Raw genomic sequence first — 25,322 nt, 5'->3', positions numbered from 1 at the left:
CCAATTAATTCGATTGGCTTGGTTATTCTCTATTTATACAACTGGTTAAAAATCAATTTAAAAGTTCCATGGGTTTGTGCCCTAAAGGCAATCTCTGGACCAAAAGCCAATAACTTCCCTTTCCCAACAGGTGCCTCAAAAGCTGTTACACCATCTTGAAGATAAGCTTGTCCCCAAGCCCAACCGCTTCTCAGCGGACTTGCATTTTCAAACCACATTAACGGCTTAATTTTTCCAGATGCAATGGCATCGCTGGTTATTTTAAAAACAGGGCTGTTATCAAAATAGACATCAGCTTCTTTTTCCATTCCCCAAGCCGAAGCAAGTTTTGTATCTACGCCAACATTTAAAACACTGCCTGGAACGTAATATTTTTCTGCCGGAAGTCTTTTCTCCTCACCGTTTATAATTTCTACCATCGCATTGCGAACTGGAAGATTGAGGTGATATGCCAAGTTTGTGCTGCTGCCGATGGTTACAACATCCCCACCATCTTCCAAGAATTTCTTCAACTGAGGAATTGATTTATCAGGTGTAATTCGGCCTAAACGGTTTCTGTACTCTTCGGGAATTTCTTCCGCTTTCGGACCGAAATTTCTCAATGAAGCGCCTCCTGCTTGAACAGATGGAATGGCACCACCAACAAAAATAATTACATCGTATTTAGATTTTAAATTTCCAGCATCAATATCTTGTGGATAAATCACTGTTGCATTGTAGTGGTATTGTTCCATAATAAAACGAAGCCAACCAGAAGCCATTGAGCCACCATAATTATCCCACAATCCAATTCTTGCTGCAGTAATCTTTGTTTTATTTTTTGGTGCAGCTGCTGATTTTAATTTAACATTTGCCTTTTCGAGAATCGACTTTCCGGCTGAAGAGACATAAAAATCCCCATTTTCTTTTGAACGGTAAACATCAACCTTATTTTTAAGCAAATCGTTTACTGCAGTGTAAGAATCATTTTGAGCAGCACTTAAAACATAACTAGATCCGGCAGGCAATTTGTTTTCTGGAACTAAAAGTTTACCAAATGGGTTTCTTTCAAAAGGCCCTGAAAAATCATCCTGAATGCGGTCAAACTTAACATCCATTAGATAAGCCAGTGTCCAACCGGCGGCGTCATAAGGCGGAATTGGAGCGCCACCATCGTACTTAAAATCGTTCGGATGATCTTGCGGCTCGAACATATCCAAAACATGCGGTCTAAAGGCCTGATCGGTTTTTACCACATAACTTCCTGCGGGATAATTCTTGCCAGCAACGCTAAAAGGTGCAGTAGCTTTTTGAACTACAATACCTGTTCTAATCAGGGCATTTAAAAATTTAATGGCAGAATTAAAATCTGCTTGATCAGCTGATAATATATAGCCTCTTGGATCTCTATTTGTTGGCGCATTCATTACCGTGTCGAAATACTTCACGCTCATTGCTCTTCGTGCCCCAAATTCTGAGTCGTCTCCAGCAACAGAACTCAATCCACCTTTTTTAGCCGCGTTGTTTATCGCTTCTATTTTTTTAGGAGAAAACGACCAAGTATCTTTCTTACCTCTATCAATAGAGTTTTTTCCCATTTGGTAAATGTTAAAAAGCAATTCATCATGATAGCGTTGGGCGTAATTCAGTACCGCATAGTTTAACGAAACAGAATAATCTATCGAGTTTTTGAAATACCATTTACGTGGTGTAATCGGGTTTGGAGAATCGCTATTTGGCAAAAGTCTAGCCGGTACCAAAGGTATTTCAGATGGCGTTGGACTACCGACAATCTCAGTCAACAAACCAATCATATTATGAAAATAAGTGGTCGTTCTTAAACCGCCATTGTACCAAGTAGAAAATACCGAGCCACCACGCTGTGTATAACCTGGTTTTCCTTCTACATTCATTCGATTGTGCATGGCAGCACCAACGGCATCTAAACTGGTTAAAAGCGTTGGATCAAAAACGTAGTTAAAGGGATCGCGATAGGGCGGACCTGCAACTACCGTTCCTGCGGGACCAGCTTGATGGTGATTATACATAATTTGAGGAATCCAATCTACAAAAAGCTGGCGACCAATATTTTGTGTTTCCTTTAAATTTAGCATGAAGAAATCCCGATTATTATCATGCCCGGCATATTTTTCGTAAAGCCTAGGTAAACCAGATAAGCTTCTCTTTTTCGGATCTTTTTCCCTCATGTACCAATTACTTACCAGCTCTTGTCCATCTGGATTTGCATGGGTAAATAGTATGATTACATTATCCAAAATTTTCATGGTTTCTGGATCTGTTTTCGAGGCAAATTCATAAACCGTTTGAATTAATTGATGCGCACCAACGGTTTCATTGGCGTGCAAGCCACCATCTATCCAAACTACCGCCTTTCCTTCTTGCGCCAATGCTTTTGCTTGTTCTGGTGTAATTTCTGCATGTGCTAGTTGTTGCGAAATTTCCTTGTATCGCTCCAGTTTCTGTATGTTTTCTGGCGAGGAAACGATTAACATATATTGGCTTCTGCCCTCTTCTGTTTTACCAATGTCTATCAACTTTACGCGTTTAGAAGTTTCGGCTAATTTCTTAAAATAAGCTTCTGTTTGGGTGTAAGTAGCGAGTTGATAATCATCGCCAATGCTGAAGCCAAAATGCGATTTTGGAGTTGGTACTTCTTGTGCAATAACAGCGCTACTGCTTACAATTAAAAAGGCAAAGCATAACTTTTTAAAGTAGTTTTTTATCATAGTCGGGATTGTTTGTTGGATTAATCAAATATAATATAGAATGCAATTTAAAATTAGCATGCTGTAAATTTGTTACAAGCTGCACATTTTCGAGTTTCCATCACTAAATTCGCCCCATAAATAATCATCATGACCCTAGAAGAAAGAATCGAAAACTCAACCACCAGTATTTTTAAAGCCGTTTTCCCGAATACAACCAATCATTACGACACCCTTTTTGGCGGAACAGCCATGCACTTGATGGATGAAGTTGCATTTATTACCGCAACTCGTTTTAGTCGCCAAATTATGGTAACCGTTAGTAGCGATCGAATTGATTTTAAAAAACCGATTCCAGCGGGAACAATTGTTGAATTAATTGGAAAGGTTAGCCATGTTGGAAATACAAGTTTAAAGGTAAACGTAGAAATATATATCGAGCAAATGTATGCCGAGGGAAGAGAACTTGCCGTTCATGGAAGCTTTACTTTTGTGGCTATTGATGAGCACAAAAAGCCTGTTCAGGTGATAAAATAAGGAGTTGCCACGGAAGCACGGAAATCACTGAATTGGTTTTTAGAATTCTGAGGGAACAATCTTTCATTATAAACCAGATTGAAACGGCATCCCCAAATTTTTCATTTGGGATATAGTGTAAAGCTGGGCTGCTGTTTCCGAAAGGCTCTTCCGAACATTTCCAAAAAATTAGTTGCTACGGAAGCGCAGAAATCACGGAATTGGTTTTTAGAATTCTAAGTGAACAACCTTTCATTCTAAACCAGATAGCAACGGCATCCCCAAATTATTCATTTGGGATACAGTGGAAAGCTGGGCTGCTGTTTCCGAAGAGCTCTTCCGAACATTTCCAAAAAATTAGTTGCCAGGGAAGCACAGAAAGCATGGAATTGGTTTTTAGAATTCTAAGGGAACATCTTTCATTATAAACCAGATAGCAACGGCATCCCCAAATTTTTCATTTGGGATATAGTGGAAAGCTGGGCTGCTGTTTCCGAAAGGCTCTGACGAACATTTCAAAAAAATTGGTTGCTACGGAAGCGCAGAAATCACGGAATTGGTTTTTAGAATTCTAAGTGAACAACCTTTCATTCTAAGCCAGATAGCAACGGCATCCCCAAATTTTTCATTTGGGATACAGTGGATAGTTGGGCTGCTGTTTCAGAAGAGCTCTTCCGAACATTTCCAAAAAATTAGTTGCCAGGGAAGCACAGAAATCACGGACATGACTCTCGTTAAAAAGGAGAAACCTAATATAAAATCAAATACAAATAAGCATAAACAACTGGAGCGGCCAATAATAATCCGTCGAAACGGTCTAATAAGCCACCATGGCCTGGCAGTAAACCACCGCTATCCTTGGTATCTAAACTGCGTTTAAGCATCGATTCTACCAAATCGCCAAGTGTTCCAAAGTTTGCAATTAATACGGCCATTCCTGCCCATACCCACGCAGGACTTTCGGTAAAAATAAATGATAAACCAAAGGCGACTAAAACACTTGTAAACATTCCACCGAAGAAACCCTCCCAACTTTTCTTTGGAGAATGGCGCTCGAACAATTTGCGCTTCCCGTATTTTACGCCAAATAGGTAGGCGCCAGTATCGTTAGCCCAAAGCATCAGCAAAAAAGCCAAAGGATAATGAAAATTGTACTCATTCCAGTTTTTTAAAAATCCCAAAGCATGGAAAAAGCAAAATGGAATAGTTACATATACAAAACCCACAAAGGTATAAGAGATGTTTGCGAACGGAATCTTGTTCTTTTTATAAAGTTCTGAAATGAAAACAGAGAAAATTAACGGGATACAAAGCAATAAATATTTAACATCGTATTTTAAGTAATGTAAGCCAGCAGCCATGAAAAAGATCAAGGCACCAGCAACCAAGCCAATATTTCTATGTGGACGAATGCCAGAGTTTTTAATTAATTTATAAAATTCGAAAAGTGATAAAACACTTAAAACCAAGTAAAAGATAGTGAACGTGTAGCTCCCTAAAAAGATAGAGCCAAGCATTACAATGGTAAAAAAGAAAGCGGTTATTGCCCTGGTTTTCATTATGAAAAAGGTAAGATGGAAAATGGAAAATGTAAAGTGTTCGGCATTTTATTCAATTTCATTTTGAACGATATATTCTATGGCTTTATCGAAATCTACCTTGTTAACCAGAACATTAATTTCACCAATATTGTAAGCCGATAGCTGTTTGTTAATGGTTACCGCAGGAATTCCTGCTTCTGTTAATCCTTGTTTTAAAACCTCAGCAGCGAATGCATCGCTTGTGGTATATACCTTAATCCAATTTTCGCTCACGTTCTGCGCTATCTTTAAAAAATTTAAACAAAGCTATGGTAATTATTGCACTAATTAAATAGCCATACCAAGGAAAACCAACCGGTTCGTCTGCTTTATCTAACGGCATATTGTGTTTTTGCATGTAAAAAGCAGCGCAAACGGCATAAGCATTATTTATAAAATGGGCTAACATGGCATACCAAATACTTCCACTGAAATAATAAAGATAACCAAAACCAGCGCCCAGAAGCATACGTGGCACAAAACCATAAAACTGAAGGTGTATTGCGCTAAATATTATTGCTGTAAGCCAGATTGCTAAATGCGGGTTTTTATATGCTCTGGTTAACGATCGCTGAATGCCACCACGAAACATGAGCTCTTCGCCAATTGCAGGAATTACTGCAATCATAATCAGGTTAACAATAAAATCGAGGTTGCTGCGAACGGTAATGAGTTTCATCATCACTTTCATGGTTCCATCTTCTTTCATTCTCATCCAGCGCTCTATTCCTTTCAAAAAATCGGGTAAAACCATTTTTTGGTTCATTAGAACCGTCCATTCCATAAAAGGCATGCTCACCATCATGATAACAAATACAAGGATGAGCAACAGAAGTTGAGGTTTTTTAAAGCTATAAAACTCAGTTACTCTTTTCCTTTCCGTCCAAGCTAAAACTATTGGTGGTGCGATAAATGTTCCAATGGAACTTAGAATTTGTATCAGTTTAAATCCATCAAGGTATCTAGCATCTCCAGCCAAAAGCAGATCGAAATTGCTGATTAAGCCAAGGCCATACATGATTAAGGTGATGGCTACAGCTATTATCCCAAAGATTAATCCTCCAAGTAATGCGTAAAATAAAAGTAAAAGTAATTGTAAGAAAGGATTGATTTCCTCCTTGTTAGGTGTTACAAAATTCATTATTTGTACCTTTGTGTGTTTTTATTAATTGTTGAAGATAGAGAATGTCTGTAAAGATAGGAAATATAGATTTAGGTGAGTTCCCGTTATTGCTTGCTCCAATGGAGGATGTAAGCGATCCGCCGTTCCGTTACGTTTGCAAGCAAAACGGCGCAGATTTAATGTACACGGAATTTATTTCATCGGAAGGCTTAATTAGAGATGCCGCCAAAAGCATACAAAAACTCGATATTTTCGAGTATGAACGCCCAATCGGCATCCAAATTTTCGGAGGTGATATCGAGCACATGCGTGAGGCATCGGAAATTGCATCTGCTGCAGGGCCAGATTTGGTTGATATTAACTATGGCTGCCCGGTTAAAAACGTGGTTTGCAAGGGCGCCGGATCTAGCTTACTTCGAGATATTGATAAAATGGTAAAAATGACGGAAGCTGTTGTTAAAGCTTCGCATTTACCGGTAACTGTAAAAACCCGTTTAGGTTGGGATGATGATAGCAAAAATGTTTATGAAGTGGCAGAACGACTTCAGGATGTGGGCATTCAGGCCTTAACCATTCACGGCAGAACCAGAGCGCAACTATATAAGGGCGAGGCCGATTGGTCGTTAATTCGTGAAATTAAACGTAATCCTCGAATCCAGATTCCAATTTTTGGGAATGGTGATATTGATAGTCCTGAAAAAGCGGCAAACTGGCGTATGGAATATGAGGTAGATGGAATCATGATCGGCCGTGCTGCAATTGGTTACCCGTGGATTTTCCGCGAAGTAAAGCACTTTTTTAAAACCGGAGAACATTTACCAGGACCAACAATAGAAGAACGGATAGAGGTTTGTCGTACCCACTTAGATAAATCTTTAGAGTGGAAAGGCCCAAAAACAGGAATTTTTGAAATGCGCAGACATTATGCAAACTATTTTAAAGGCTTGCCAGATTTTAAACCATACCGAATGCGTTTAGTGGCTGAGCCAGATATCAATAACATTTACAGCATCTTAGCAGAAGTGGCAGAAAAATTTGCCGACTATGATGCCACTAAGGTAATGGCTTGATTTTTGAAAGGTTTTTAATTACATTCGTAAACAATCATGGTTACAGCTATTACAGACGGGGTTAAAGTTTCGGTAGAAACGATTTACCAGCCAGAATATTCAAATCCGGCTAACGAGCATTTTATGTTCGCTTATCGTGTAGAAATTTCAAATCTTTCTGATTATGCTGTCCAGTTGATGCGTCGCCAATGGTTTATTTTCGATTCTAATTCTAGTCGTAGAGAAGTTGAAGGAGAGGGCGTTGTAGGTGTTCAGCCCATTATTGAACCAGGCGATACACATGTTTATGTTTCTGGTTGTAATCTAAAAACCGACATGGGAAGCATGAAAGGCACTTATTTAATGAAACGAGCTGTTGATGATTCTGAGTTCGATGTAGATATTCCAGAGTTTCAGCTGATTGCTCCGTATAAATTAAACTAGGTTTTTATTACTTCTAAAATTATTCGGAAAGCACTGCCTGTATTTCATTTTTATTGTTAGTCCTGCTTTTTGTTCCAACAAAAGCAGAAAAAACTTTTGGTTTCCACGTCAATCAGGTTTAGGAACAGTGGTTCCTGCAATTATTAAAGGTTGCAGATTGCGCTATAACACAAGCTTTGTCTGCGTAAATCATGTTAATATGCAGAAAGTAAGTAGCGTTATCGTCCTGCTGAACTTGATTCAGCATCTTTAATTTTAATATTTCATGCTAAACAGATCCTGAAATAAATTCAGGATGACGACCGTTCATGGTTGGTTTTTTATTTCGCTGGCCAGCCAATACGTCTTTTTGAATTTAATTCAGCATCTAATACTTAGGGTTTCTGCCATTAATATCCTGCCCACGAAGTAACTACAAGACATTTTATAATAATTACTCTATTTATAAATCAAGTTTAGAGAGATGGCTTTTTATAGTCGGCGCCTTAAAACCGATTCTGATTCTTCAACGGCGTTAATAAATATTCCAAACCATTAACCCGAATCTCAAACATCGTCGCCATTAAATCACCTAATTTTCCTTTTGGGAAACCCTTATCCTTGTACCAAAGCAAATAACTTTCAGGGATATTGCAGATCAAATAACCCTTATACTTTCCATATGGCATTTGCATTTTCACTAAATCGAGTAATAAGGTTGGATCCATTAAAGTATAAGGTCTAGATTTTTTTGTTAAGCGCCTCGGTCTGTGTCCTCACAGACCGAAATAAAAAAATGATCTGCGAGGACACAGTCCATGGATTGAAGTAAAAACGTTAATTCAGTCAACAAACTGACTGAATTAACGTTTTTAATCAATCAATTCTAAGGTCTGAATGGCCTCTTCAACAGTAACTACATTATCAAAAGCGATGCGCAAAGTATTTTTAACCTCTTTCAGATTACACATCCTTGGATGATTTTGAGCGAAAGTTAAAATTTTGGTAAAAGTTTCAGAATCGAAATATTTAGATTGTTTATCACTTAGAAAATATCCGCGTAAACTGTTTTTCTTGAAACTGATTTTTTCGAAACCTAGCTTTTTGCCCAGCCATTGTAACCGAACAACACTCAACATCGTTTTAACCTGTGGCGGAACTGGACCGAAACGATCGGCCAAGTGTTTCTCAAAAACAGCTAATTCCGTTTCATTATTCAGTTTGGAAAGTTCGGTGTATAAATTATAACGTTCAGTGATATTTGTGATGTAAGCATCAGGAATATAAAGCTCTAAATCGGTATCAACTTGTGTAAAACCTACAAATGGACGGGCAGGTTCGTTCTCAAATAAACCTTTAAATTCGGCTTCTTTGAGCTCCTGAATAGCTTCATCTAAAATTTTGTGGTACATTTCAAAACCAATTTCGGCAATGAAACCACTTTGTTCTGCTCCCAATAAATTTCCGCTGCCGCGGATATCTAAATCTCGCATCGCCACATTAAAGCCACTTCCCAAATCAGAAAATTCTTCAATGGCACTTAACCGTTTTCTTGCTTCAGAAGTTAAAGTAGAAAGCGGCGGAGAAAGTAAATAACAGAAAGCCTTTTTGTTGCTTCGCCCTACGCGACCCCGCATTTGGTGTAAATCGCTCAAGCCGAACATGTGCGCATGATTGATAATGATGGTATTGGCATTTGGAATATCCAAACCAGCCTCAATTATCGTGGTGGCTACCAAAACATCTTTTTCGCCATTAATAAAATCAAGCATTACATCTTCCAAAGCATCGCCATCTAACTGACCATGAGCTAAACCGATCCTCGCTTTTGGAACCAGTTTCTGGATCAATCCGCCCAACTGCATCAAATCGTTAACGCGGTTGTGTACAAAGAAAACCTGCCCGCCTCTATCCAATTCAAATTGAACCGCTTCTTGGATCAATTTATCATTAAAAACATGAAGTTCGGTATTTACGGGCTGGCGATTTGGCGGTGGTGTACTAATGATCGATAAATCCCTGGCGCCCATTAAAGAAAAATGTAAAGTTCTCGGAATTGGTGTGGCGGTAAGTGTTAAGGTATCTACATTTACACGAACAGCTTTTAGTCTTTCCTTTGCGGTTACACCAAACTTTTGTTCCTCATCAATGATCATGATGCCCAAATCCTTAAACTTCACATCTTTGCTTAATAAGCGATGCGTACCAATCAAGATATCAACTTTACCAGCTGCGGCCTCCGCTAAGGTATCTTTAATTTGTTTGCTTGTCTTAAAGCGATTGATATAATCTACCGTAACCGGGAAATCTTTTAATCTAGCAGAAAAAGTTTTAAAATGTTGTAAAGCTAGGATTGTTGTAGGAACCAAAATTGCTGCCTGTTTTCCCTCGGCAACAGCTTTAAAAGCCGCACGAACTGCAATTTCAGTCTTACCAAAACCCACATCGCCGCAAACCAATCGATCCATCGGATGTGGCGATTCCATATCCTTTTTCACATCCTGCGTGGCTTTTAGCTGATCGGGCGTATCCTCATAAATAAACGAAGCTTCCAATTCAGTCTGCAAATAACTATCAGGCGAAAAAGCGGTTCCGGCCTGCGTTTTACGCAAAGCATAAAGCCGAATCAAATCTCGGGCAATGTCTTTAACTTTTTTTTTTGTGGTCTTTTTGAGTTTATCCCAAGCGTCGGTACCCAATTTATTCATCTTCGGTACACCACTTTCCTTTCCGCTGTATTTCGCAATGCGATTTAGCGAGTTGATGTTTACATAAAGCAAATCATTATCCGCATAAATCAAACGGATCATTTCTTGCGTTTTGCCATTTACATCAACTTTTTCTAGGCCAGCGTATTTTCCAATACCATGATCGATGTGGGTAACATAATCACCAGATTTTAATTCACGAAGATCTTTTAACGTAATCGCCTGACTTTTCTGATAACCCTTTTTAAGCTTGTATTTATAGTAACGATCAAATATTTGATGGTCGGTGTAAAACGCAGTCTGAATTTGAGGGTCGACAAAACCCTCACGCAACATGCTATTAATTGGCGTAAATTTTGCCGTTTTATCAATATCCTCTAAAATGGCATATAAACGCTCAATTTGCTTTGGCGAATCCGTAAAAATGAAATTTACAATTCCGGCCTTTTCGTTCTCTTTTAAATTATGGATTAAGAGGTTAAAATCTTTATTGAACGATGGCTGAGGTTTAGTTTCGAACTCAAAACGATGCTCTGTTTTATAAAAGAACTGTTTACCGAACTCTATAATTGGAAAATCCTGAAGATGATCGCCTAATAATTTTTCATCTGTAAAAGCAAATTTTGGATCAATCCATTCCGGATTTTGAGTTTTATCAGCAAGCGAAAGGGCTTTCCAAAGTTCGACAGCCTTTTTGTAACCCGCTTTTATAATATCTAAAGTGAACTCAACATCTTTAAACCAAAGCTGTGTATCCTGATCGATATAATCGAGAATACTGATGTTGCTTTCCGTTAAAAACTTAGCTTGAACGTTTGGTACAATGGTAAGCGATTTTACGTCGGCCACAGAAAGCTGACTTTCAATTTCAAAACTACGGATACTTTCCACCTCATCGCCAAAAAACTCGATGCGGTAAGGCAAATCAGAAGAAAAAGAAAAAATATCTACAATCCCACCACGAATCGAAAACTGACCGGGTTCATAAACAAAATCACGTCTGTTGAAATCGTAATCAATTAAAAATTCATTAATAAAATCGATGCCCAGTTTAGCGCCAAGACTAATTTCTAAAGTGTTTTTCTCTAACGCAGAGCGATCAATCACTTTCTCGGCAATTGCCTCTGGATACGAAACCACAATTTTTCCATATTCCGAATCGTGATTCAGTTCGTTTAAGACCTCGGCACGAGCCAAAACATTTGCCGTATCCACTTGGGTAAAATCGAAAGATTTTCGGTACGAAGATGGAAATAACAAAACCTGCTTATCCAAAACACTTTCCAAATCAGATTGGAAATAGGCAGCTTCTTCCCTATCAGGAAGTATAAAAAGCAAAGGTTTATGAAGTATAAAATACGAGGAAAGCGCAACAATGGCATCGGCAGAACCCACCAATCCCTTTAATTGTATCTTTGGGTTTTTAGCGGAGTTCAACGCTTTGGTAAATTCGGTTACCCTATCGTCGGTTTTGTATCTATTTATTAAATCGCGAATGTTCAAGGCACAAAAATAAGCTTATCTTTTATATTTAACCGCAAACTTTGTTAAAGGTTTTTTAAGTTTGTGCGTAGTTTCTCGTGTTCCAATCCTAATTCGTCGGTTTAAATTTACGGTTCGTCGAATAAACGTATATTTCAGTAACAAAGCTTCTGGTAAACCCTCTAAAATATATAAATTGAAAGCATGAAACCATCATTGATTTACCTAAAATCAAAATATACAAGAAAATCATGATAGCTTCATCACCATTGAAAACAAATTTTAAAGCGATGAAACACCTAAAAAACTTGCCTCTAGAACTGGTGTTCTGGCTGACAGCTTTAGTGTTATTGGCAACAGCTAATGGTCATGAACATCACTTTACACTTTGTCCGCTAGCAAATTTAGGCTACGAGGGTTGGTGTCCAGGGTGCGGTTTGGGCAGGTCGATTAGTCATATTTTTCATGGCGAATTTACCGAAAGCTTTTCCCAACATTGGTTTGGCTTTCCGGCACTTTTAATTATAGTTTACAGAATTTACACATTGATAAAAAATAGAAACAAATTTAAATTTCAAACAACAAATACATAGAAACCATGGATATATTTCAATCGCCTTTAATGTCGTTACCAGGTATAACGCCAGAAGAATACGCCTACTTACAGCAAGCAACAACAGGCTTAAACGAACAACAATTACGTAATTTCTTAATGATTTACGGTAGTCGTAGAAAGCAACCATCAGAAATCTTATTGTTGGCCCTAATCGGATTTTTAGGCTTTGCCGGAATACACCGTTTTGTAATCGGCCAAATCGGGATGGGTATTTTATACTTCTTTACTGGCGGTTTATGCGCAATCGGTACAATTGTAGATGTGATAAACCATAAAAGTCTAACGTTTGAGTACAACCAAAAAGCGGTTTTCGAAAGCTTGCAAATGGTAAGAATGGGCGGTGGCTTTCAACAAGCATAATTTAACTTACGAAGTTTCAAGGGCAGCGAGCGTTAAGAGAACTTCGTAAGTTTTTAAAATAATTTTTTGAAAAGCAGAGACAGAATCTTTTTTTAAGCGTTTGTCCCGCTATACACTACAAGTCCGCACCCGATGAAGAATCGGGTTTGCGGGCTTTTCGTTGCTATCGGGTTTAGGTGGAAAACATTGTTAAGAATTTAAACAGCAATCGTTCAAAATGCCGTCATCTCGATTGAAGCGCAGCGGAACAGAGAGATCTTTGAACATTGCAATTCGACTTAAAAAGATTTCTCGGCTTCGCTCGAAATGACGGTTAGCTAAATTACCTGCCTACGCTACTTTCAAAAAATCCATTCAAACAAAAAACATCAAATTATATATCTTTATGCCATGAGATTATCAGAAATAACCAATTATTTAGAAAGCATTGCGCCTTTGAATTATCAAGAAGATTATGACAATTCAGGTTTAATTGTTGGCGATCCGAATATGGAAATTCGAGCGGCTTTGGTGGCATTAGATTGTATCGAATCGATTGTTGATGAGGCAATTTCAACGGGCTGTAACCTCATTATCACCCATCATCCAATCGTTTTTAAAGGATTAAAAAAGCTAAACGGCAAAAACTATGTGGAGCGGGTTGTATTAAAAGCCATAAAAAATAACATCGCTTTATATGCCATCCATACAAATTTAGACAGTATTCATACAGGTGTAAATGCCAGAATTTGCGAACGTTTAGGTTTAACCGGAACCAAAGTACTCTCGCCGAAAACTGGGTTGTTAAAAAAATTGGTTACTTTTTGCCCGCAAGCACAGGCTGAGCAATTGCGTTCAGCTTTATTTTATGCCGGCGCAGGCAATATTGCTAATTACAGCGAATGCAGTTTCAATGCAGATGGTTTTGGAACTTTTAAAGGCAATGAGGATTCTGATCCCTTTGTTGGTGAAAAAGGTGTTCGCCACAGAGAACCTGAAGTGCGAATCGAAATGGTTTATCCCACGCAAGCAGAAAGAAAGATTTTGGTAGCCTTGTTTGAAAATCATCCTTATGAAGAAGTTGCCTATGATATTTACAAACTCGAAAATAAACATCAATTGGTTGGTGCGGGAATGATGGGTTGGCTGGAATACGATATGGATGCGTATGATTTTTTGCATTTAGTAAAAGATAGAATGCAAGCTAAAGTAGTCCGGCATACCGATGTTATCGGCAAAAGGATTAAAAAAGTGGCTGTATGTGGTGGCTCTGGAAGTTTCCTTTTGAGAGAGGCCATCGCCGCAGGAGCAGATGCTTTTATCACAGCTGATTATAAATACCATGAGTTTTTCGATGCAGAGGAAAAAATCATCATTGCCGACATCGGACACTTTGAAACTGAACAATTTACCTCAAATTTATTGGTAGAAATTATTCAGAAAAAATTTACTAACTTTGCAATCCGTTTAACGGAGCAAAATACAAACCCAATTAATTACTTGTTTTAATGGAACAAACCGTAGAACAAAAGCTAAAAGCTTTATACGAATTACAAAATATCCACACAAAAATTGATAAAATCCGCCAAGTACGTGGCGAATTACCAATGGAAGTTGCCGATTTAGAAGATGATGTTTTAGGATTAGAAACTAGAATTTCAAAAATCAAAGGTGAGCTAGATGATCTTGAGGATTCAATCGTAACTCGCAAAAATACAATCAAAGATGCTCAAGCAGCAATCAAAAGATACGATACTCAATTAAAAGATGTTAAAAACAACCGTGAATACGATGCTTTAACAAAAGAAATTGAGATTCAAGGTTTAGATATCCAAGTTTCTGAAAAGAAAATTAAAGAACATGGTTTCGAGATTACTTCTAAAACTGAAATCTATGAAGCTGCAAAAGCTGAATTAGATGGTAGAAAAAAAGATTTAGATGTTAAAAAAGGCGAATTGGATGTAATTACTGCAGAAACTGAAAAGGAAGAGCAAGATTTACAAAAGAAAGCTGATAAAGCTGAGCCAACTATCGACGAAAGATTATTGGTTGCTTACAAACGTTTACGCAAGAATGCAATTAACGGTTTAGCTGTTGTAACTATCGACCGTGATTCTTGTTCAGGTTGTTTTAACCAAATTCCACCTCAACGTCAGTTAGATATTCGTCAACGTAAAAAAATTATCGTTTGCGAGCATTGCGGACGTATCTTGGTTGATGAGGCTTTAACAGTTGAAGTAGCAGAGGCTTCTTAGGTAGCAATCTTTAAAATTATTAAAAGACGTTCTGATGAAAATCAGGACGTTTTTTGTTTTTACGCAAAACAAGAATAAGATTTTAGCGTTAAATTTAGATATTTGTTTAAATGTGAATTTCTGCTACCCGAAAAGTAGTGGCGCCAAACTATAATAATTCCCGAATGATTAAAAGCTTGCGTTTTTGTGCATTAGCTGCATTACTAATATTTCCTTTTTCTTCCTTTGCCAACTTCGATTTCAATACCAATTGCCTAAATGCCTACAGAAGTATATTCGAATTAAAGCTGGGTAATGCAAAGGCATACATCTCGACAGAAAAAAAACAACATCCCAATAATTCTATCATTCCGCTATTAGAAAACTATGTAGATTATTTTACAGTGCTCACTTCAGAAAGTAAGGCAGATTTCGATCGATTGAAGGGCAATAAATCATCACGCTTGGATCAGATTAGTGATGATGATAAGAGCTCTCCGTATTACCTGTATGCGCAAGCAGAGATCAATTTGCAATGGGCATTAATTCGTGGTCGTTTTGGTGAATATTTTAATGCCGCGATGGAAGTAAAAAGGGCAAATAATCTACTTCAAGAGAATGCTAAAAAGTTTCCCAACTTTCATCTAAATTTAAAAGGATTGGGTTTAATCAATGCGGTTTTGGGAAATCTTCCAGATGGAGCATTAAAAACAGCATTATCAACATTTGGGATAAAAGGCAACCTACAAAATGGATTAAATATGTTCGAGAAATTGGCAGATAATCTCCCAAAATCATCTTACGAGCCATTTTACGAAGAGGTAGTTTTCTATTATGCATACGTGCTTACAGATGTAGCGCATAGTCCGCTGGCGTATTCAAAAACAATGAAATATACCGAACGAATTGCCGATACGAGCTTATTAAAAAGTTACTTGCAAAGTTATGTTTGCATCAAAAATGCGCACAGTGAGGAGGCGATTTCTATTTTATCGAAAAGACCAGAAGGCGGCGTTTATCAACCATTTCCATACCTTGATTATTTGGAAGGTGTTGCACATCTTAATAAACTAGATTTAAATGCTGCAACTTATTTTAATCGCTTTTTGCAGACGAATAAGGGCGTAAATTTTATTAAGGATGCTAATATCCATTTGGGATGGATCTCGCTTTTAAAAAATGATAAATCGGCTTATGCTAGTTATGCGACAAAGACGATTAACAATGGATATACTTATATGGAGAAAGATAAACAGGCAAAAAACGATGCAACGGCTTCTACTCCAGCAATTGATCTTTTAAAAGCTAGGCTATTATGTGATGGTGGTTATTTTGCCAAGGCCTTGCAGGTTTTGGATGATAAAAAAACCTCTGATTTTTCTAGCGATCGTGATAAAATTGAGTTTAATTATCGATTGGGGCGAATATACGATGATTTGGGAAAAGACGATCAGGCTTTAAGTGCTTACCAAACAACCATTAATCTAGGTAAAAACCAAAAACATTATTTTGCTGCGAATGCCGCTTTGCAAATTGGTAAAGTTTATGAAAATAGAAAAAACGTAGCCAAAGCAAAAGAGGCTTTTAATCTTGCTATAGCCATGAAAAACCATGAATATGAAAGCAGTATCGAAAGTCAGGCTAAGGCTGGTTTAAGGCGCTTAAACTAAAAACGATATACAAATGCATTGATGTGCATTCCCGCTCCCACCGATGCAAAAACAGCAACATCTCCAGCTTTAACCTTATAGCCTTTAACTTGTTCTTTCAACACTAAATCGAGCAAAGTTGGCACTGTTGCAACAGAGCTATTTCCTAACCAAGATATAGTCATTGGAACCAAGTTTTCTGGAACGGTATCCTTGCCATAAAGCTTAAATAAGCGCTTCATTATTGCAGTGTCCATTTTACCATTAGCTTGATGAACAAAAACGATGTTCACATCTTCTACGCTCAATCCAGCCTTATCAATCGCTTTTTTAATCACCTGCGGAACCTGTACAACTGCAAATTCATACAGCTTTCGGCCATTCATTTTTAAGTATAAGTTTCCATTGGTTTCCTCTGGATGAGCACCTTTGCCCATAATTAAAAGGTTGCCATGGTTTACCGCATGAGTTTCAGTTTTATGTGCTAAAATTCCAGTCTTTTGCTCAGCTTCTTCCTTGGCTTCGAAAATAACAGCTCCAGCACCATCAGAAAAGATCATGCTATCGCGATCATGCGGATCGATGATTCTACTCAAGGTTTCAGCGCCAATAACCATTACACGTTTAGCATCACCGCTTTTAATGTAATAATCTGCCTGAATAGATCCTTGAACCCAACCCGGGCAGCCAAAAATGATATCGTAAGCAACACAATCTGGGTTAACAATACCCAATTGTTGCTTGACTTTTGAAGCTAACGATGGTAAAATATCTATACGATTGCTTCCCTCCGGGATGTCTCCGAAGTTATGGCAAAAGATAATACAGTCTAATGTTTCTTTATCGATCCCCGCATTCTCAATTGCCTTTTCAGCAGCAATTGCGCCAATGTGGTTACTCAATTGTTCCGGACAAACGTATCTACGTTCTACAATTTCCGTAATCTCAGAAAATTTATTAATGATCTCAGAATTTTCCTTTTCTAATTGAGATCCATTCTCAAAAAAAGTAGAATTTAAAAATTCGTTACCAGAAATAATGTTCTCAGGAATATAACTTCCCGTTCCGGCAATTACTGTATTTATCACTTTGCTCATAAATTATAATACCGCATACTAAATCGGTATGTAGTATAAAAATATGGTTAATAAATTAGAAACAGAAATTTTTTAAGCAAAATCATCAATCAAGAAAACAAAAAGCTCTTTAGGACCATGTGCACCCAATACTAATGTTTTCTCAATATCAGCGGTTCTGCTTGGACCAGTAATGTTGCTTATCATCGATGGAATTTGATTTCCATATCTATTTTTAAGCATTTGGAACGCATCCTTAAGGTCTAAAACCAATTGACTTGTTCTGGCAATAACAATATGATGATGTGGGAAAATGCTTAATCTTCTGCCCGCTGCACCCTGATTGGTAACCATCACGCTTCCGTTGCGGGCAACTAAGGCTTCGCAAAGCGTAATGCCCACTTCTGCTTGTTCAAAATCCTTATCGGTTTGGTAAAAAGGAAATTCGTATTTAGTTAGAAATTCTTGAAGTTCAGGTTCCCAGCAATAAATTTTGCGCCATTTGTACTTATCAGCCAATTGGAGCATGTTTTCAAAAAAATCGATGCCATCTTCGCAAAAGATAAAATTTCCCGATACAGCCGTAAGTTGCTCTGCAAATAGAATTTCGAGTTCCTCGGTATTTTTTTTATATAAAGGGCTATCTTCTAAGTTCGGATAAGGGTTTTCACGCTTTTCTAAAAGCGCTTTCCTTATCTTTTTTAGTATTTGTTCCTTCGCTGTCGTATTATCCTTCATTATTAAAAAAAAAGCTACCCTAATTTATTAACTAGGGTAGCAAATGTAATAATAGAAATTATTTATTTATGCTTCTACTGGAGTAATATGTCCTGGAGTTCCGCTTTCGCCTTGAGCTTCGAACAAACGTTTACCAAAAATTACTTCTAAATCATCTTTAAACAAAACTTCTTTTTCGATTAAGATATCAGCCAATTGAATCAATTTATCTTTATTTTCTTGTAATAAACTTATTGCTCTTTGGTATTGGCCCTCAATTAATGCAGAAATCTCTCTATCGATTGTTAAGGCAGTATCTTCAGAATATGGTTTAGAAAAATTGTACTCATTTTGGCCAGATGAATCGTAATAGGTAATGTTTCCTAACTTTTCATTTAAACCGTAAATGGTAACCATTGCTCTGGCTTGTTTATTTACTTTTTCTAAATCGCTTAATGCGCCAGTAGAAATCGTATCGAACATTACCTTTTCTGCAGCTCTACCACCCATTGTAGCACACATTTCATCGAGCATTTGGTGTGGACGAACAATTAAGCGTTCTTCTGGTAAATACCAAGCTGCACCTAAACTTTGTCCGCGGGGAACAATTGTAACCTTAACCAATGGCGCAGCATGTTCTAATAACCAACTTACCGTTGCGTGGCCAGCCTCATGAATAGCGATTGCTCGTTTTTCACTAGGGGTGATGATTTTGTTTTTCTTTTCTAAACCGCCAACAATTCTATCAACAGCATCTAAGAAATCTTGTTTGTCAACAGCTGTTTTATTCTTACGAGCAGCAATTAAAGCTGCTTCATTACAAACATTTGCGATATCTGCACCAGAGAAGCCAGGAGTTTGTTTTGCTAAAAATTCAGTATCTAATTCTTCTGATTTTTTTAGCGGCGTAATGTGTACTTCGAAAATTTGTTTACGCTCGATAACATCCGGTAAATCAACATAAATTTGTCTATCGAAACGACCAGCTCTTAGTAACGCTTTATCTAAAACATCTGCACGGTTAGTTGCCGCTAAAATAATTACATGTGTGTTTGTGCCGAAACCATCCATTTCAACCAATAACTGGTTTAATGTGTTTTCACGCTCATCATTACCACCCATTACACCATTTTTTCCACGAGCACGACCAATTGCATCAATCTCATCGATAAAAATAATACATGGTGATTTGTCTTTCGCTTGTTTGAATAAATCCCTCACACGAGAAGCACCAACGCCCACGAACATCTCAACAAAATCAGAACCTGATAAAGAGAAGAATGGAACTTGAGCCTCGCCAGCAACAGCTTTAGCCAATAGGGTTTTACCAGTACCTGGAGAACCGACCAATAAAGCGCCTTTCGGGATTTTACCACCTAGATCAGTATATTTTTTAGGGTTTTTAAGGAAATCTACAATTTCCATTACCTCAGTTTTTGCTTCTTCTAAACCAGCAACATCATTAAATGTAATATTAACTTGGCTTTCCTTATCGAATAAGGTTGCTTTAGATTTTCCAATGCTGAAAATTTGTCCGCCGCCGCCAGCGCCGCCACCCATTCTGCGCATCATAAAAATCCAGAATCCTATTAAAAGTAAAACTGGTAAAATGATACTTAAGAACCAGCTTGCTAATGGGTTGCTACGATTTTCTGCTTGAAAAGAAATCGCTTTTCTGCCAGCAGGTAAACTGGCTTGAGATTCTTTTAATTTTGCTGCCAAATCCGAAAACTTTCCACCAACTTCAAAATAAACTGTTGGCGTAGGTGTATTCGATAAATTGATTGCGCTTTTGCTTTTATCCGTTTTGTAAATGGCTTTTTTAGCTAAGCTATCTTTATTTATATACACTTCAGCCTTAACTAAATCTTCGGTTTGGTAAGCAACAATTTTATCTACATCACCTGGTAAAAGCATTTGGCTCTCAAAAGTTTCGTAAGTTACTTTTTTGCCACTATCGCTAGTAAAAAAAAACTGTGCGGCAACAATTGCAATTATAATGGCTGCGTAAACCCAGAAAATATTAAACTTCGATCCTTTTTGCGGTTTCTTTGGAATGTTTGGAAGTTTCTTCCCCGGTTTGCCGTTTTCGTTTGTATTTTGATTATCGTTCATCTGTCTTTGTCAAAATTGTGGTTCTATAGGTTATGCGCTCTGATAATTTGTGCTTTCTGCATCTCCCCAAAGTTCTTCTATGCCATAAAAGTGGCGCTTTTCTGTTTTAAAAATGTGCACAACCACATCAAAATAATCTAAGATAATCCAATCTGCAGATTCAAAACCTTCTTTATGTCTTGGGTCTGCTTGGGTAACTTTATATATTTCTTTTTCAACGCTATCGGCAATTGCTTTTACTTGCGTACCAGAATTGGCGCTTGCGATAATAAAATAATCTGCTACAGATGTATGAATATTCGTTAGATCTAACCGCACAATATCTTCTCCTTTTTTTTCCTGAATGCCCAGAACGGCTAACTCAGAAAGGTATGTAGAAAGGGCTACTATTTTCTTTTTTACCATTAAAATGATTTAATTTTGGAATTACAATAATATAAACTCAACACTTGCAAAATAACACTTTTTCGACACTATTTGTTGGTCAAAATTTAATCAAATTAAAAGAGGTTGATTCTACTAATAACTTTTTGAAAGATTTGGTGTCAAAATCCGAGCCATTAGCAGAAGGCACTGTAATTATGGCAGACAATCAGTTTGCGGGTAGAGGGCAGCAAGAGAGCGTTTGGCAAACTCAGGCAGGGAAAAATATCAGCACAAGTATATATTTAAAACCTTCTTTTTTACCTTTGGATAAACAGTTTTATTTAAATATTGCCGTTAGTTTAGCTGTTAGCGATGCTCTTTCTCATTTTATCCCCAGTGGGATTAAAGTAAAATGGCCAAATGATATGTATTATTTGAACAAGAAAGTAGGTGGTATTTTAATTGAAAACACACTGACAGGGAGTTCCATAAAATCATCAGTTATTGGCATCGGTTTGAATATTAATCAGCAAGAATTTGCCGAAAATATTAGCGATAAAGCCACATCCGTCATTCAAATTTTACAAAAGGTTACGCCTTTGATGGATATTATGGAGAAAATATTTGTGTTTATGGAAAAATACTACCTAATTTTGAGATCAGGAAAATATAGTATTTTACAAAACGATTACCTTAAAAGGCTGTATAACTTCGAAATGTCGGCTAGTTATAAACAAAATGGAGAGGTTTTTGAAGGTACAATTATTGGAGTTGAAGATAGTGGTCGATTGCAAATGAACACCGCTAATGGTTTGGTTTCTTTCAACTTTAAGGAAATAGAATTTACACACACAAAATAAACACACAAATGAAAAGAATCACACTGGCGCTATCCATGGTATTATTTACCATTTTTGGAGCGTCTGCTCAAATCGAGAAACCGGTTACCTGGTCTTACTTCGCAAAAAAAGTAAGCAAAACAGAAGCTATTTTATACATTAAAGCAACCATTGAAGATAAATGGCATATTTATTCTCAAAACGTAAAAGATGGTGGACCGGTTAAAACTACTTTCACTTTCTCCCCATCAAAAGATTTTACCCTAGTTGGAAAAACAGTTGAGCCAAAAGCCATCACCAAGTATGAGAGCACTTTTAAAATGAATGTTAGTTATTTTGAGAGTTCGGTAATCTTCCAACAGAAAATAAAACTGAATAAAGCTACTACAGCCGTTAAGGGTAAGGTAGAATTTATGGTTTGTAACGATAGGCAATGTCTTCCCCCAGAAGAAGTAGAGTTTAGCGTTCCCGTTAAATAATTGATACCAAAATATTTACAAACAGTCCCGAAGAACTCGGGACTGTTTCTTTTTAAAGTAAAATCTACTTGGTGTAGCCGTTTATAAACTAATCGTTTATAAAATTATTCTTAATTTCACGGCCACAAACACACACAAAACACATAAATGAAAAAGGTTTTATTATTATTACTAATGGCAGCAATGTTTTTAGCATTGCCAGCTATTAAAAGTTACGGCTCCGTAATACAGGATACCACCGCAACGGCACCAAGCGACATGGTTTTTACCGAGGTAGGCTCGGCACAAGACAGTGCAGCTAACAATATTGTAAAAGACACAGTTAAGAAAGAAACGAAAGCTGTCGCAAAAACCGTAGCTAAAAGCACTTCAGCAGAAAAGCTAACCCTTTGGCAAACTTTTATAAAAGGATTGTTTGGCGGTTTTTTAGCCTTTTTAATGCCCTGCATTTTTCCTATGGTGCCTTTAACGATAAGCTATTTTACCAAAAAAGCGGGAAGTAGAAAAAAAGGCATTGGGCAAGCCATTCTCTATGGAATTTCGATTATCGTTATTTATGTGGTTTTTGGTTTATTAATTACCATACTCTTTGGCTCAAGTAAGCTTAACGAACTAAGCAGCAGTGGTTGGTTTAATTTTGCATTTTTTATACTCCTCATTGTATTTGCTGTTTCCTTTTTTGGAGCTTTCGAAATCACCTTGCCAAGCTCATTTGTAAATAAAATAGATCAAAAAGCAGATAACAGCAAGGGGTTGGGTGGCATATTTTTTATGGCAGCCTCGCTGGCCTTAGTTTCGTTTTCATGTACAGGCCCAATTATTGGAACATTATTGGTTGAGGCCAGTTCAAAAGGAAACGTGCTTGGCCCTGCAGTTGGAATGTTTGGTTTCGCCTTAGCCTTGGCTTTACCGTTTACATTATCGGCCATATTTCCAGGCTTTTTAAATAGTATGCCTAAATCTGGTGGTTGGCTTAACAGCGTAAAGGTGTGTTTGGGGTTTTTGGAGTTGGCTTTAGCTTTAAAATTTTTATCAGCAGCAGATTTAGTATGGCATTGGGAATGGTTTGATAGAGAAATTTTCCTTTGTTTATGGATTGTTATTTTTATTTTGATGGGAATTTATCTGTTAGGAAAAATCAAATTTTCTCATGACAGTGATTTATCTTACGTTTCCGTACCAAGGCTGTTTTTGGCTATCTTATCTTTTTCGTTTGCCGTATATATTTTACCAGGATTATGGGGTGCTCCGGTAAGTGTTTTAAGTGGTTTAGCCCCACCAATGAATACACAAGATTTCATCCTTGGAGGTAGCACTCAGGCATCAATCACATCTTCCGAATTTCCAGCGAAAGTTAAATATAGCGATGTACTTCATCCACCGCGTGGTTTCAATGCATTTTTCGATTTAAATGAAGGTCTTGCTTATGCCAAAAAAGTAAATAAACCTATGATCATAGATTTTACAGGACATGCTTGTGTAAATTGCCGAAAAATGGAAGATAATGTTTGGATCGACCCTGAGGTTGGCCGCTTAATTAAAGAAGAATTTGTATTAATTCAGCTATATGTTGATGAAAGATCTGCTAAGGTTCCTACTAGCCAAGTTCATTATTCTTCATTTTTGCGTAAGGATACTGAAGACTTAGGAGCGTGGAATGCTGATTTTCAGGCATCAAAATATAATTCTAATTCACAGCCATTTTATGTTTTAGCTGGTCATGATTTAAATACATTGGTAGCACCTCAAGGAGCAATCTTTGATGCAAAGGATTATGCACTATATTTGCAAAGCGCCCTAGATATTTTTAAGGGAAAGAAATAACAAAATGAATAAGATAAAGAACATTGGTGTTTTAACCTCCGGAGGGGATTCTCCGGGCATGAACGCCGCAATTAGGGCTGTTGTTAGGGCCTCAATTTATTACGATATTGAAGTAACTGGATTTATTCGTGGATACGAAGGTTTAATCAATAACGATTTTATAGCCATGGATCGCAAGTCTGTGGCCAACATTATCCAACGTGGCGGTACCATTTTAAAAACCGCCCGTAGTGAGGCTTTCAGAACGGTTGAGGGCAGAAAAACAGCTTATCAAAACCTTAAGGATAAAAACATTGATGCCTTGGTCGTGATTGGGGGAGATGGAACTTTTACTGGAGCGAATGTTTTTGCTCAAGAATTCGATTTTCCAATCGTTGGCTTACCCGGAACTATTGACAACGATCTTGCAGGTACCGATTTTACCATTGGTTACGATTCGGCCATTAATACCGTTATTGATGCTGTTGATAAAATTAGAGATACTGCAGAATCTCACGATAGATTGTTCATCGTAGAGGTAATGGGTCGCGATTCAGGCTTAATTGCCTTACGAAGTGGCATTGGTGTTGGCGCAGAAGCCATTATGATTCCTGAAGCGAACATGAATGTAGATGATATTTTGCATAAACTAGAGCATAGTCGTAAAGATAAGGCATCGAAAATTATCATTATTGCCGAAGGTGATGATACTGGCGGCGCTTTTAAGGTTGGCGAAATTCTACAAGAAAGATACCCACATTATGACACGAAAGTTTCGGTATTAGGACATATTCAGCGTGGCGGAAAGCCAACTTGCATGGATCGTGTTTTAGCGAGCAGGTTGGGCGTTGCAGCTGTTGAGGGCTTAATTAATGGCGAAAGAAGCGTGATGGCCGGACAAATAAATCGAGAGATTACGTTTACACCTTTCGATCATGCCATTAAACATATCGATGCAGAAAAAGTAAGTTCTACCTGGTTAAAATTAATCGACATTCTGTCATTCTAAAAATAATAGATGAATACTGGCAATCGTCAGTATTCATCTAATTTTATATCGCCTACAAATCTTCCAAAATAACCGCAGTTCCATTGGCGCTCACCATTAACATACTGCCACCACTGCCAACAGTTTCGTAATCTAAATCTATTCCAACAATTGCATTGGCACCTAAAGCGGCCGCATATTGTTGCATTTCGTTTAGTGCGGTATCTTTTCCTTCTCTCAACACACGTTCGTAAGAGCTAGATCTACCCCCAACAATATCGGTTATTCCAGCAAATAAATCCTTAAAAATATTTGCACCAATAATGGTCTCACCCGTAACCAGACCAACATATTTCACAATTTTCTTGCCCTCAACAGATGGCGTTGTCGTTAATAACATAGTTTCAGTTTTTAATAATTAGAACTCAATTTTAATTAAATGTTACATGCTTTTTAGAAAAGCAGGGTTCTGTTTTTTATTGGTTATTTCTGCCCCCGCTTTTCATTTCAATCTT

Annotated in this window: 23 protein-coding genes; 12 read left to right on the top strand and 11 right to left on the bottom strand. The window is 37.5% G+C overall.

Annotated features, from left to right (window positions below):
- Window positions 1–29: 29 nt before the first annotated feature.
- A complete protein-coding gene (locus tag EZ449_RS18635) occupies window positions 30–2,726 on the bottom strand; it encodes a M14 family metallopeptidase (protein ID WP_131561721.1) in 2,697 nt (898 codons plus the stop codon).
- Window positions 2,727–2,855: 129 nt separating this feature from the next.
- On the opposite strand from EZ449_RS18635, the gene EZ449_RS18630 reads away from it, so the two are divergent.
- On the top strand, window positions 2,856–3,242 hold the full coding sequence (locus EZ449_RS18630; protein WP_131561719.1) for an acyl-CoA thioesterase: 387 nt from the start codon (window positions 2,856–2,858) through the stop codon (window positions 3,240–3,242).
- 728 nt (window positions 3,243–3,970) lie between these two features.
- Here EZ449_RS18630 and EZ449_RS18625 read toward each other — a convergent pair.
- From EZ449_RS18625 to EZ449_RS18615, 3 genes are read right to left on the bottom strand one after another with little or no spacing between them, the layout of a single operon-like run.
- The gene (locus EZ449_RS18625) at window positions 3,971–4,780 is read right to left on the bottom strand and encodes a phosphatidate cytidylyltransferase (protein ID WP_131561717.1); all 810 of its coding nucleotides are present in this window, start codon (window positions 4,778–4,780) and stop codon (window positions 3,971–3,973) included.
- A 48-nt stretch (window positions 4,781–4,828) separates the two neighbouring features.
- On the bottom strand, window positions 4,829–5,035 hold the full coding sequence (locus EZ449_RS18620; protein ID WP_165499807.1) for a putative signal transducing protein: 207 nt from the start codon (window positions 5,033–5,035) through the stop codon (window positions 4,829–4,831).
- The gene (locus EZ449_RS18615; protein WP_131561713.1) at window positions 5,016–5,942 is read right to left on the bottom strand and encodes a CPBP family intramembrane glutamic endopeptidase; all 927 of its coding nucleotides are present in this window, start codon (window positions 5,940–5,942) and stop codon (window positions 5,016–5,018) included. The genes EZ449_RS18620 and EZ449_RS18615 overlap by 20 nt, the downstream gene beginning before the upstream one ends.
- Before the next feature lie 44 nt (window positions 5,943–5,986).
- Here EZ449_RS18615 and dusB point away from each other — a divergent pair, with 44 nt between their 5' ends.
- Both dusB and apaG read left to right on the top strand, forming a co-directional pair.
- Window positions 5,987–6,994: a tRNA dihydrouridine synthase DusB gene (gene dusB, locus EZ449_RS18610; protein ID WP_131561711.1), complete on the top strand. Its 1,008-nt coding sequence runs from the start codon at window positions 5,987–5,989 to the stop codon at window positions 6,992–6,994.
- Between the two features lie 36 nt (window positions 6,995–7,030).
- Window positions 7,031–7,417 carry a Co2+/Mg2+ efflux protein ApaG gene (apaG, locus tag EZ449_RS18605; protein WP_131561709.1) on the top strand — a complete coding sequence of 129 codons (387 nt, stop codon included), beginning with the start codon at window positions 7,031–7,033 and terminating at the stop codon, window positions 7,415–7,417.
- A 485-nt stretch (window positions 7,418–7,902) separates the two neighbouring features.
- Here apaG and EZ449_RS18600 read toward each other — a convergent pair whose 3' ends face one another.
- Window positions 7,903–8,124 (bottom strand): DUF3820 family protein, encoded by a 222-nt coding sequence (locus tag EZ449_RS18600; protein ID WP_131561707.1) that lies wholly within the window; start codon window positions 8,122–8,124, stop codon window positions 7,903–7,905.
- 144 nt (window positions 8,125–8,268) lie between these two features.
- On the bottom strand, window positions 8,269–11,607 hold the full coding sequence (gene mfd / locus EZ449_RS18595) for a transcription-repair coupling factor (RefSeq protein ID WP_131561705.1): 3,339 nt from the start codon (window positions 11,605–11,607) through the stop codon (window positions 8,269–8,271).
- Between the two features lie 269 nt (window positions 11,608–11,876).
- Here mfd and EZ449_RS18590 point away from each other — a divergent pair, with 269 nt between their 5' ends.
- The 5 genes from EZ449_RS18590 to EZ449_RS18570 all read left to right on the top strand — a co-directional run bounded on the left by EZ449_RS18590 (window position 11,877) and on the right by EZ449_RS18570 (window position 16,445).
- Window positions 11,877–12,179 (top strand): DUF2752 domain-containing protein, encoded by a 303-nt coding sequence (locus tag EZ449_RS18590; RefSeq protein ID WP_131561703.1) that lies wholly within the window; start codon window positions 11,877–11,879, stop codon window positions 12,177–12,179.
- A gap of 5 nt (window positions 12,180–12,184) precedes the next feature.
- Entirely contained in the window at window positions 12,185–12,562 is a 378-nt protein-coding gene (locus EZ449_RS18585; RefSeq protein ID WP_131561701.1) for a TM2 domain-containing protein, read from the top strand.
- 390 nt (window positions 12,563–12,952) lie between these two features.
- The gene (locus tag EZ449_RS18580; RefSeq protein WP_131561698.1) at window positions 12,953–14,050 is read left to right on the top strand and encodes a Nif3-like dinuclear metal center hexameric protein; all 1,098 of its coding nucleotides are present in this window, start codon (window positions 12,953–12,955) and stop codon (window positions 14,048–14,050) included.
- Window positions 14,050–14,796: a zinc ribbon domain-containing protein gene (locus EZ449_RS18575; protein ID WP_131561696.1), complete on the top strand. Its 747-nt coding sequence runs from the start codon at window positions 14,050–14,052 to the stop codon at window positions 14,794–14,796. Before EZ449_RS18580 ends, EZ449_RS18575 begins: the two co-directional genes overlap by 1 nt.
- A 164-nt stretch (window positions 14,797–14,960) precedes the next feature.
- Window positions 14,961–16,445: a tetratricopeptide repeat protein gene (locus EZ449_RS18570; protein ID WP_131561694.1), complete on the top strand. Its 1,485-nt coding sequence runs from the start codon at window positions 14,961–14,963 to the stop codon at window positions 16,443–16,445.
- Here EZ449_RS18570 and EZ449_RS18565 read toward each other — a convergent pair.
- The 4 genes from EZ449_RS18565 to rsfS all read right to left on the bottom strand — a co-directional run bounded on the left by EZ449_RS18565 (window position 16,442) and on the right by rsfS (window position 20,737).
- Window positions 16,442–17,521, bottom strand: a complete 1,080-nt coding sequence (locus tag EZ449_RS18565; RefSeq protein ID WP_131561692.1) for a 3-oxoacyl-ACP synthase III family protein — start codon at window positions 17,519–17,521, stop codon at window positions 16,442–16,444. The genes EZ449_RS18570 and EZ449_RS18565 overlap by 4 nt on opposite strands.
- 72 nt (window positions 17,522–17,593) lie before the next feature.
- Window positions 17,594–18,238 carry a LutC/YkgG family protein gene (locus tag EZ449_RS18560; RefSeq protein ID WP_131561689.1) on the bottom strand — a complete coding sequence of 215 codons (645 nt, stop codon included), beginning with the start codon at window positions 18,236–18,238 and terminating at the stop codon, window positions 17,594–17,596.
- Between the two features lie 66 nt (window positions 18,239–18,304).
- On the bottom strand, window positions 18,305–20,332 hold the full coding sequence (gene ftsH / locus EZ449_RS18555) for an ATP-dependent zinc metalloprotease FtsH (protein WP_131561687.1): 2,028 nt from the start codon (window positions 20,330–20,332) through the stop codon (window positions 18,305–18,307).
- A 30-nt stretch (window positions 20,333–20,362) separates the two neighbouring features.
- Window positions 20,363–20,737, bottom strand: coding sequence for a ribosome silencing factor (gene rsfS, locus EZ449_RS18550; RefSeq protein ID WP_131561684.1), 375 nt, complete (start codon window positions 20,735–20,737; stop codon window positions 20,363–20,365).
- Window positions 20,738–20,781: 44 nt separating this feature from the next.
- Between rsfS and EZ449_RS18545 the strand changes: the two genes are divergently transcribed.
- The 4 genes from EZ449_RS18545 (at window position 20,782) to pfkA (ending at window position 24,828) form a co-directional block, all read left to right on the top strand.
- Window positions 20,782–21,558 carry a biotin--[acetyl-CoA-carboxylase] ligase gene (locus EZ449_RS18545; RefSeq protein ID WP_131561682.1) on the top strand — a complete coding sequence of 259 codons (777 nt, stop codon included), beginning with the start codon at window positions 20,782–20,784 and terminating at the stop codon, window positions 21,556–21,558.
- An 8-nt stretch (window positions 21,559–21,566) separates the two neighbouring features.
- Entirely contained in the window at window positions 21,567–22,016 is a 450-nt protein-coding gene (locus EZ449_RS18540; RefSeq protein WP_131561680.1) for a protein-disulfide reductase DsbD N-terminal domain-containing protein, read from the top strand.
- 147 nt (window positions 22,017–22,163) lie between these two features.
- On the top strand, window positions 22,164–23,840 hold the full coding sequence (locus tag EZ449_RS18535) for a protein-disulfide reductase DsbD family protein (RefSeq protein ID WP_131561678.1): 1,677 nt from the start codon (window positions 22,164–22,166) through the stop codon (window positions 23,838–23,840).
- A 4-nt stretch (window positions 23,841–23,844) separates the two neighbouring features.
- Entirely contained in the window at window positions 23,845–24,828 is a 984-nt protein-coding gene (gene pfkA / locus EZ449_RS18530; protein WP_131561676.1) for a 6-phosphofructokinase, read from the top strand.
- A gap of 52 nt (window positions 24,829–24,880) precedes the next feature.
- Here pfkA and EZ449_RS18525 read toward each other — a convergent pair whose 3' ends face one another.
- Window positions 24,881–25,207, bottom strand: coding sequence for a heavy metal-binding domain-containing protein (locus tag EZ449_RS18525; protein ID WP_047799724.1), 327 nt, complete (start codon window positions 25,205–25,207; stop codon window positions 24,881–24,883).
- Window positions 25,208–25,322: the final 115 nt, after the last annotated feature.

It is taken from the genome of Pedobacter frigidisoli (assembly GCF_004331675.1).
Lineage (GTDB): Bacteria > Bacteroidota > Bacteroidia > Sphingobacteriales > Sphingobacteriaceae > Pedobacter > Pedobacter frigidisoli.
Note: the sequence above shows the minus strand (reverse complement) of the source record. Positions and strands in the feature narration are given on the sequence as shown.

What these genes read in the sequence shown, in the direction of transcription:
- EZ449_RS18630 (WP_131561719.1), top strand. Translation starts at nt 2,856, where the DNA reads ATGACCCTAGAAGAAAGAATCGAAAACTCAACCACCAGTATTTTTAAA.
- EZ449_RS18535 (WP_131561678.1), top strand. Translation starts at nt 22,164, where the DNA reads ATGAAAAAGGTTTTATTATTATTACTAATGGCAGCAATGTTTTTAGCA.
- EZ449_RS18585 (WP_131561701.1), top strand. Translation starts at nt 12,185, where the DNA reads ATGGATATATTTCAATCGCCTTTAATGTCGTTACCAGGTATAACGCCA.
- EZ449_RS18575 (WP_131561696.1), top strand. Translation starts at nt 14,050, where the DNA reads ATGGAACAAACCGTAGAACAAAAGCTAAAAGCTTTATACGAATTACAA.
- EZ449_RS18525 (WP_047799724.1), bottom strand. Translation starts at nt 25,207, where the DNA reads ATGTTATTAACGACAACGCCATCTGTTGAGGGCAAGAAAATTGTGAAA.
- EZ449_RS18615 (WP_131561713.1), bottom strand. Translation starts at nt 5,942, where the DNA reads ATGAATTTTGTAACACCTAACAAGGAGGAAATCAATCCTTTCTTACAA.
- EZ449_RS18600 (WP_131561707.1), bottom strand. Translation starts at nt 8,124, where the DNA reads ATGGATCCAACCTTATTACTCGATTTAGTGAAAATGCAAATGCCATAT.
- EZ449_RS18570 (WP_131561694.1), top strand. Translation starts at nt 14,961, where the DNA reads ATGATTAAAAGCTTGCGTTTTTGTGCATTAGCTGCATTACTAATATTT.
- EZ449_RS18590 (WP_131561703.1), top strand. Translation starts at nt 11,877, where the DNA reads ATGAAACACCTAAAAAACTTGCCTCTAGAACTGGTGTTCTGGCTGACA.
- EZ449_RS18625 (WP_131561717.1), bottom strand. Translation starts at nt 4,780, where the DNA reads ATGAAAACCAGGGCAATAACCGCTTTCTTTTTTACCATTGTAATGCTT.
- pfkA (WP_131561676.1), top strand. Translation starts at nt 23,845, where the DNA reads ATGAATAAGATAAAGAACATTGGTGTTTTAACCTCCGGAGGGGATTCT.
- rsfS (WP_131561684.1), bottom strand. Translation starts at nt 20,737, where the DNA reads ATGGTAAAAAAGAAAATAGTAGCCCTTTCTACATACCTTTCTGAGTTA.
- EZ449_RS18540 (WP_131561680.1), top strand. Translation starts at nt 21,567, where the DNA reads ATGAAAAGAATCACACTGGCGCTATCCATGGTATTATTTACCATTTTT.
- EZ449_RS18635 (WP_131561721.1), bottom strand. Translation starts at nt 2,726, where the DNA reads ATGATAAAAAACTACTTTAAAAAGTTATGCTTTGCCTTTTTAATTGTA.
- dusB (WP_131561711.1), top strand. Translation starts at nt 5,987, where the DNA reads ATGTCTGTAAAGATAGGAAATATAGATTTAGGTGAGTTCCCGTTATTG.
- ftsH (WP_131561687.1), bottom strand. Translation starts at nt 20,332, where the DNA reads ATGAACGATAATCAAAATACAAACGAAAACGGCAAACCGGGGAAGAAA.
- apaG (WP_131561709.1), top strand. Translation starts at nt 7,031, where the DNA reads ATGGTTACAGCTATTACAGACGGGGTTAAAGTTTCGGTAGAAACGATT.
- EZ449_RS18580 (WP_131561698.1), top strand. Translation starts at nt 12,953, where the DNA reads ATGAGATTATCAGAAATAACCAATTATTTAGAAAGCATTGCGCCTTTG.
- EZ449_RS18565 (WP_131561692.1), bottom strand. Translation starts at nt 17,521, where the DNA reads ATGAGCAAAGTGATAAATACAGTAATTGCCGGAACGGGAAGTTATATT.
- EZ449_RS18560 (WP_131561689.1), bottom strand. Translation starts at nt 18,238, where the DNA reads ATGAAGGATAATACGACAGCGAAGGAACAAATACTAAAAAAGATAAGG.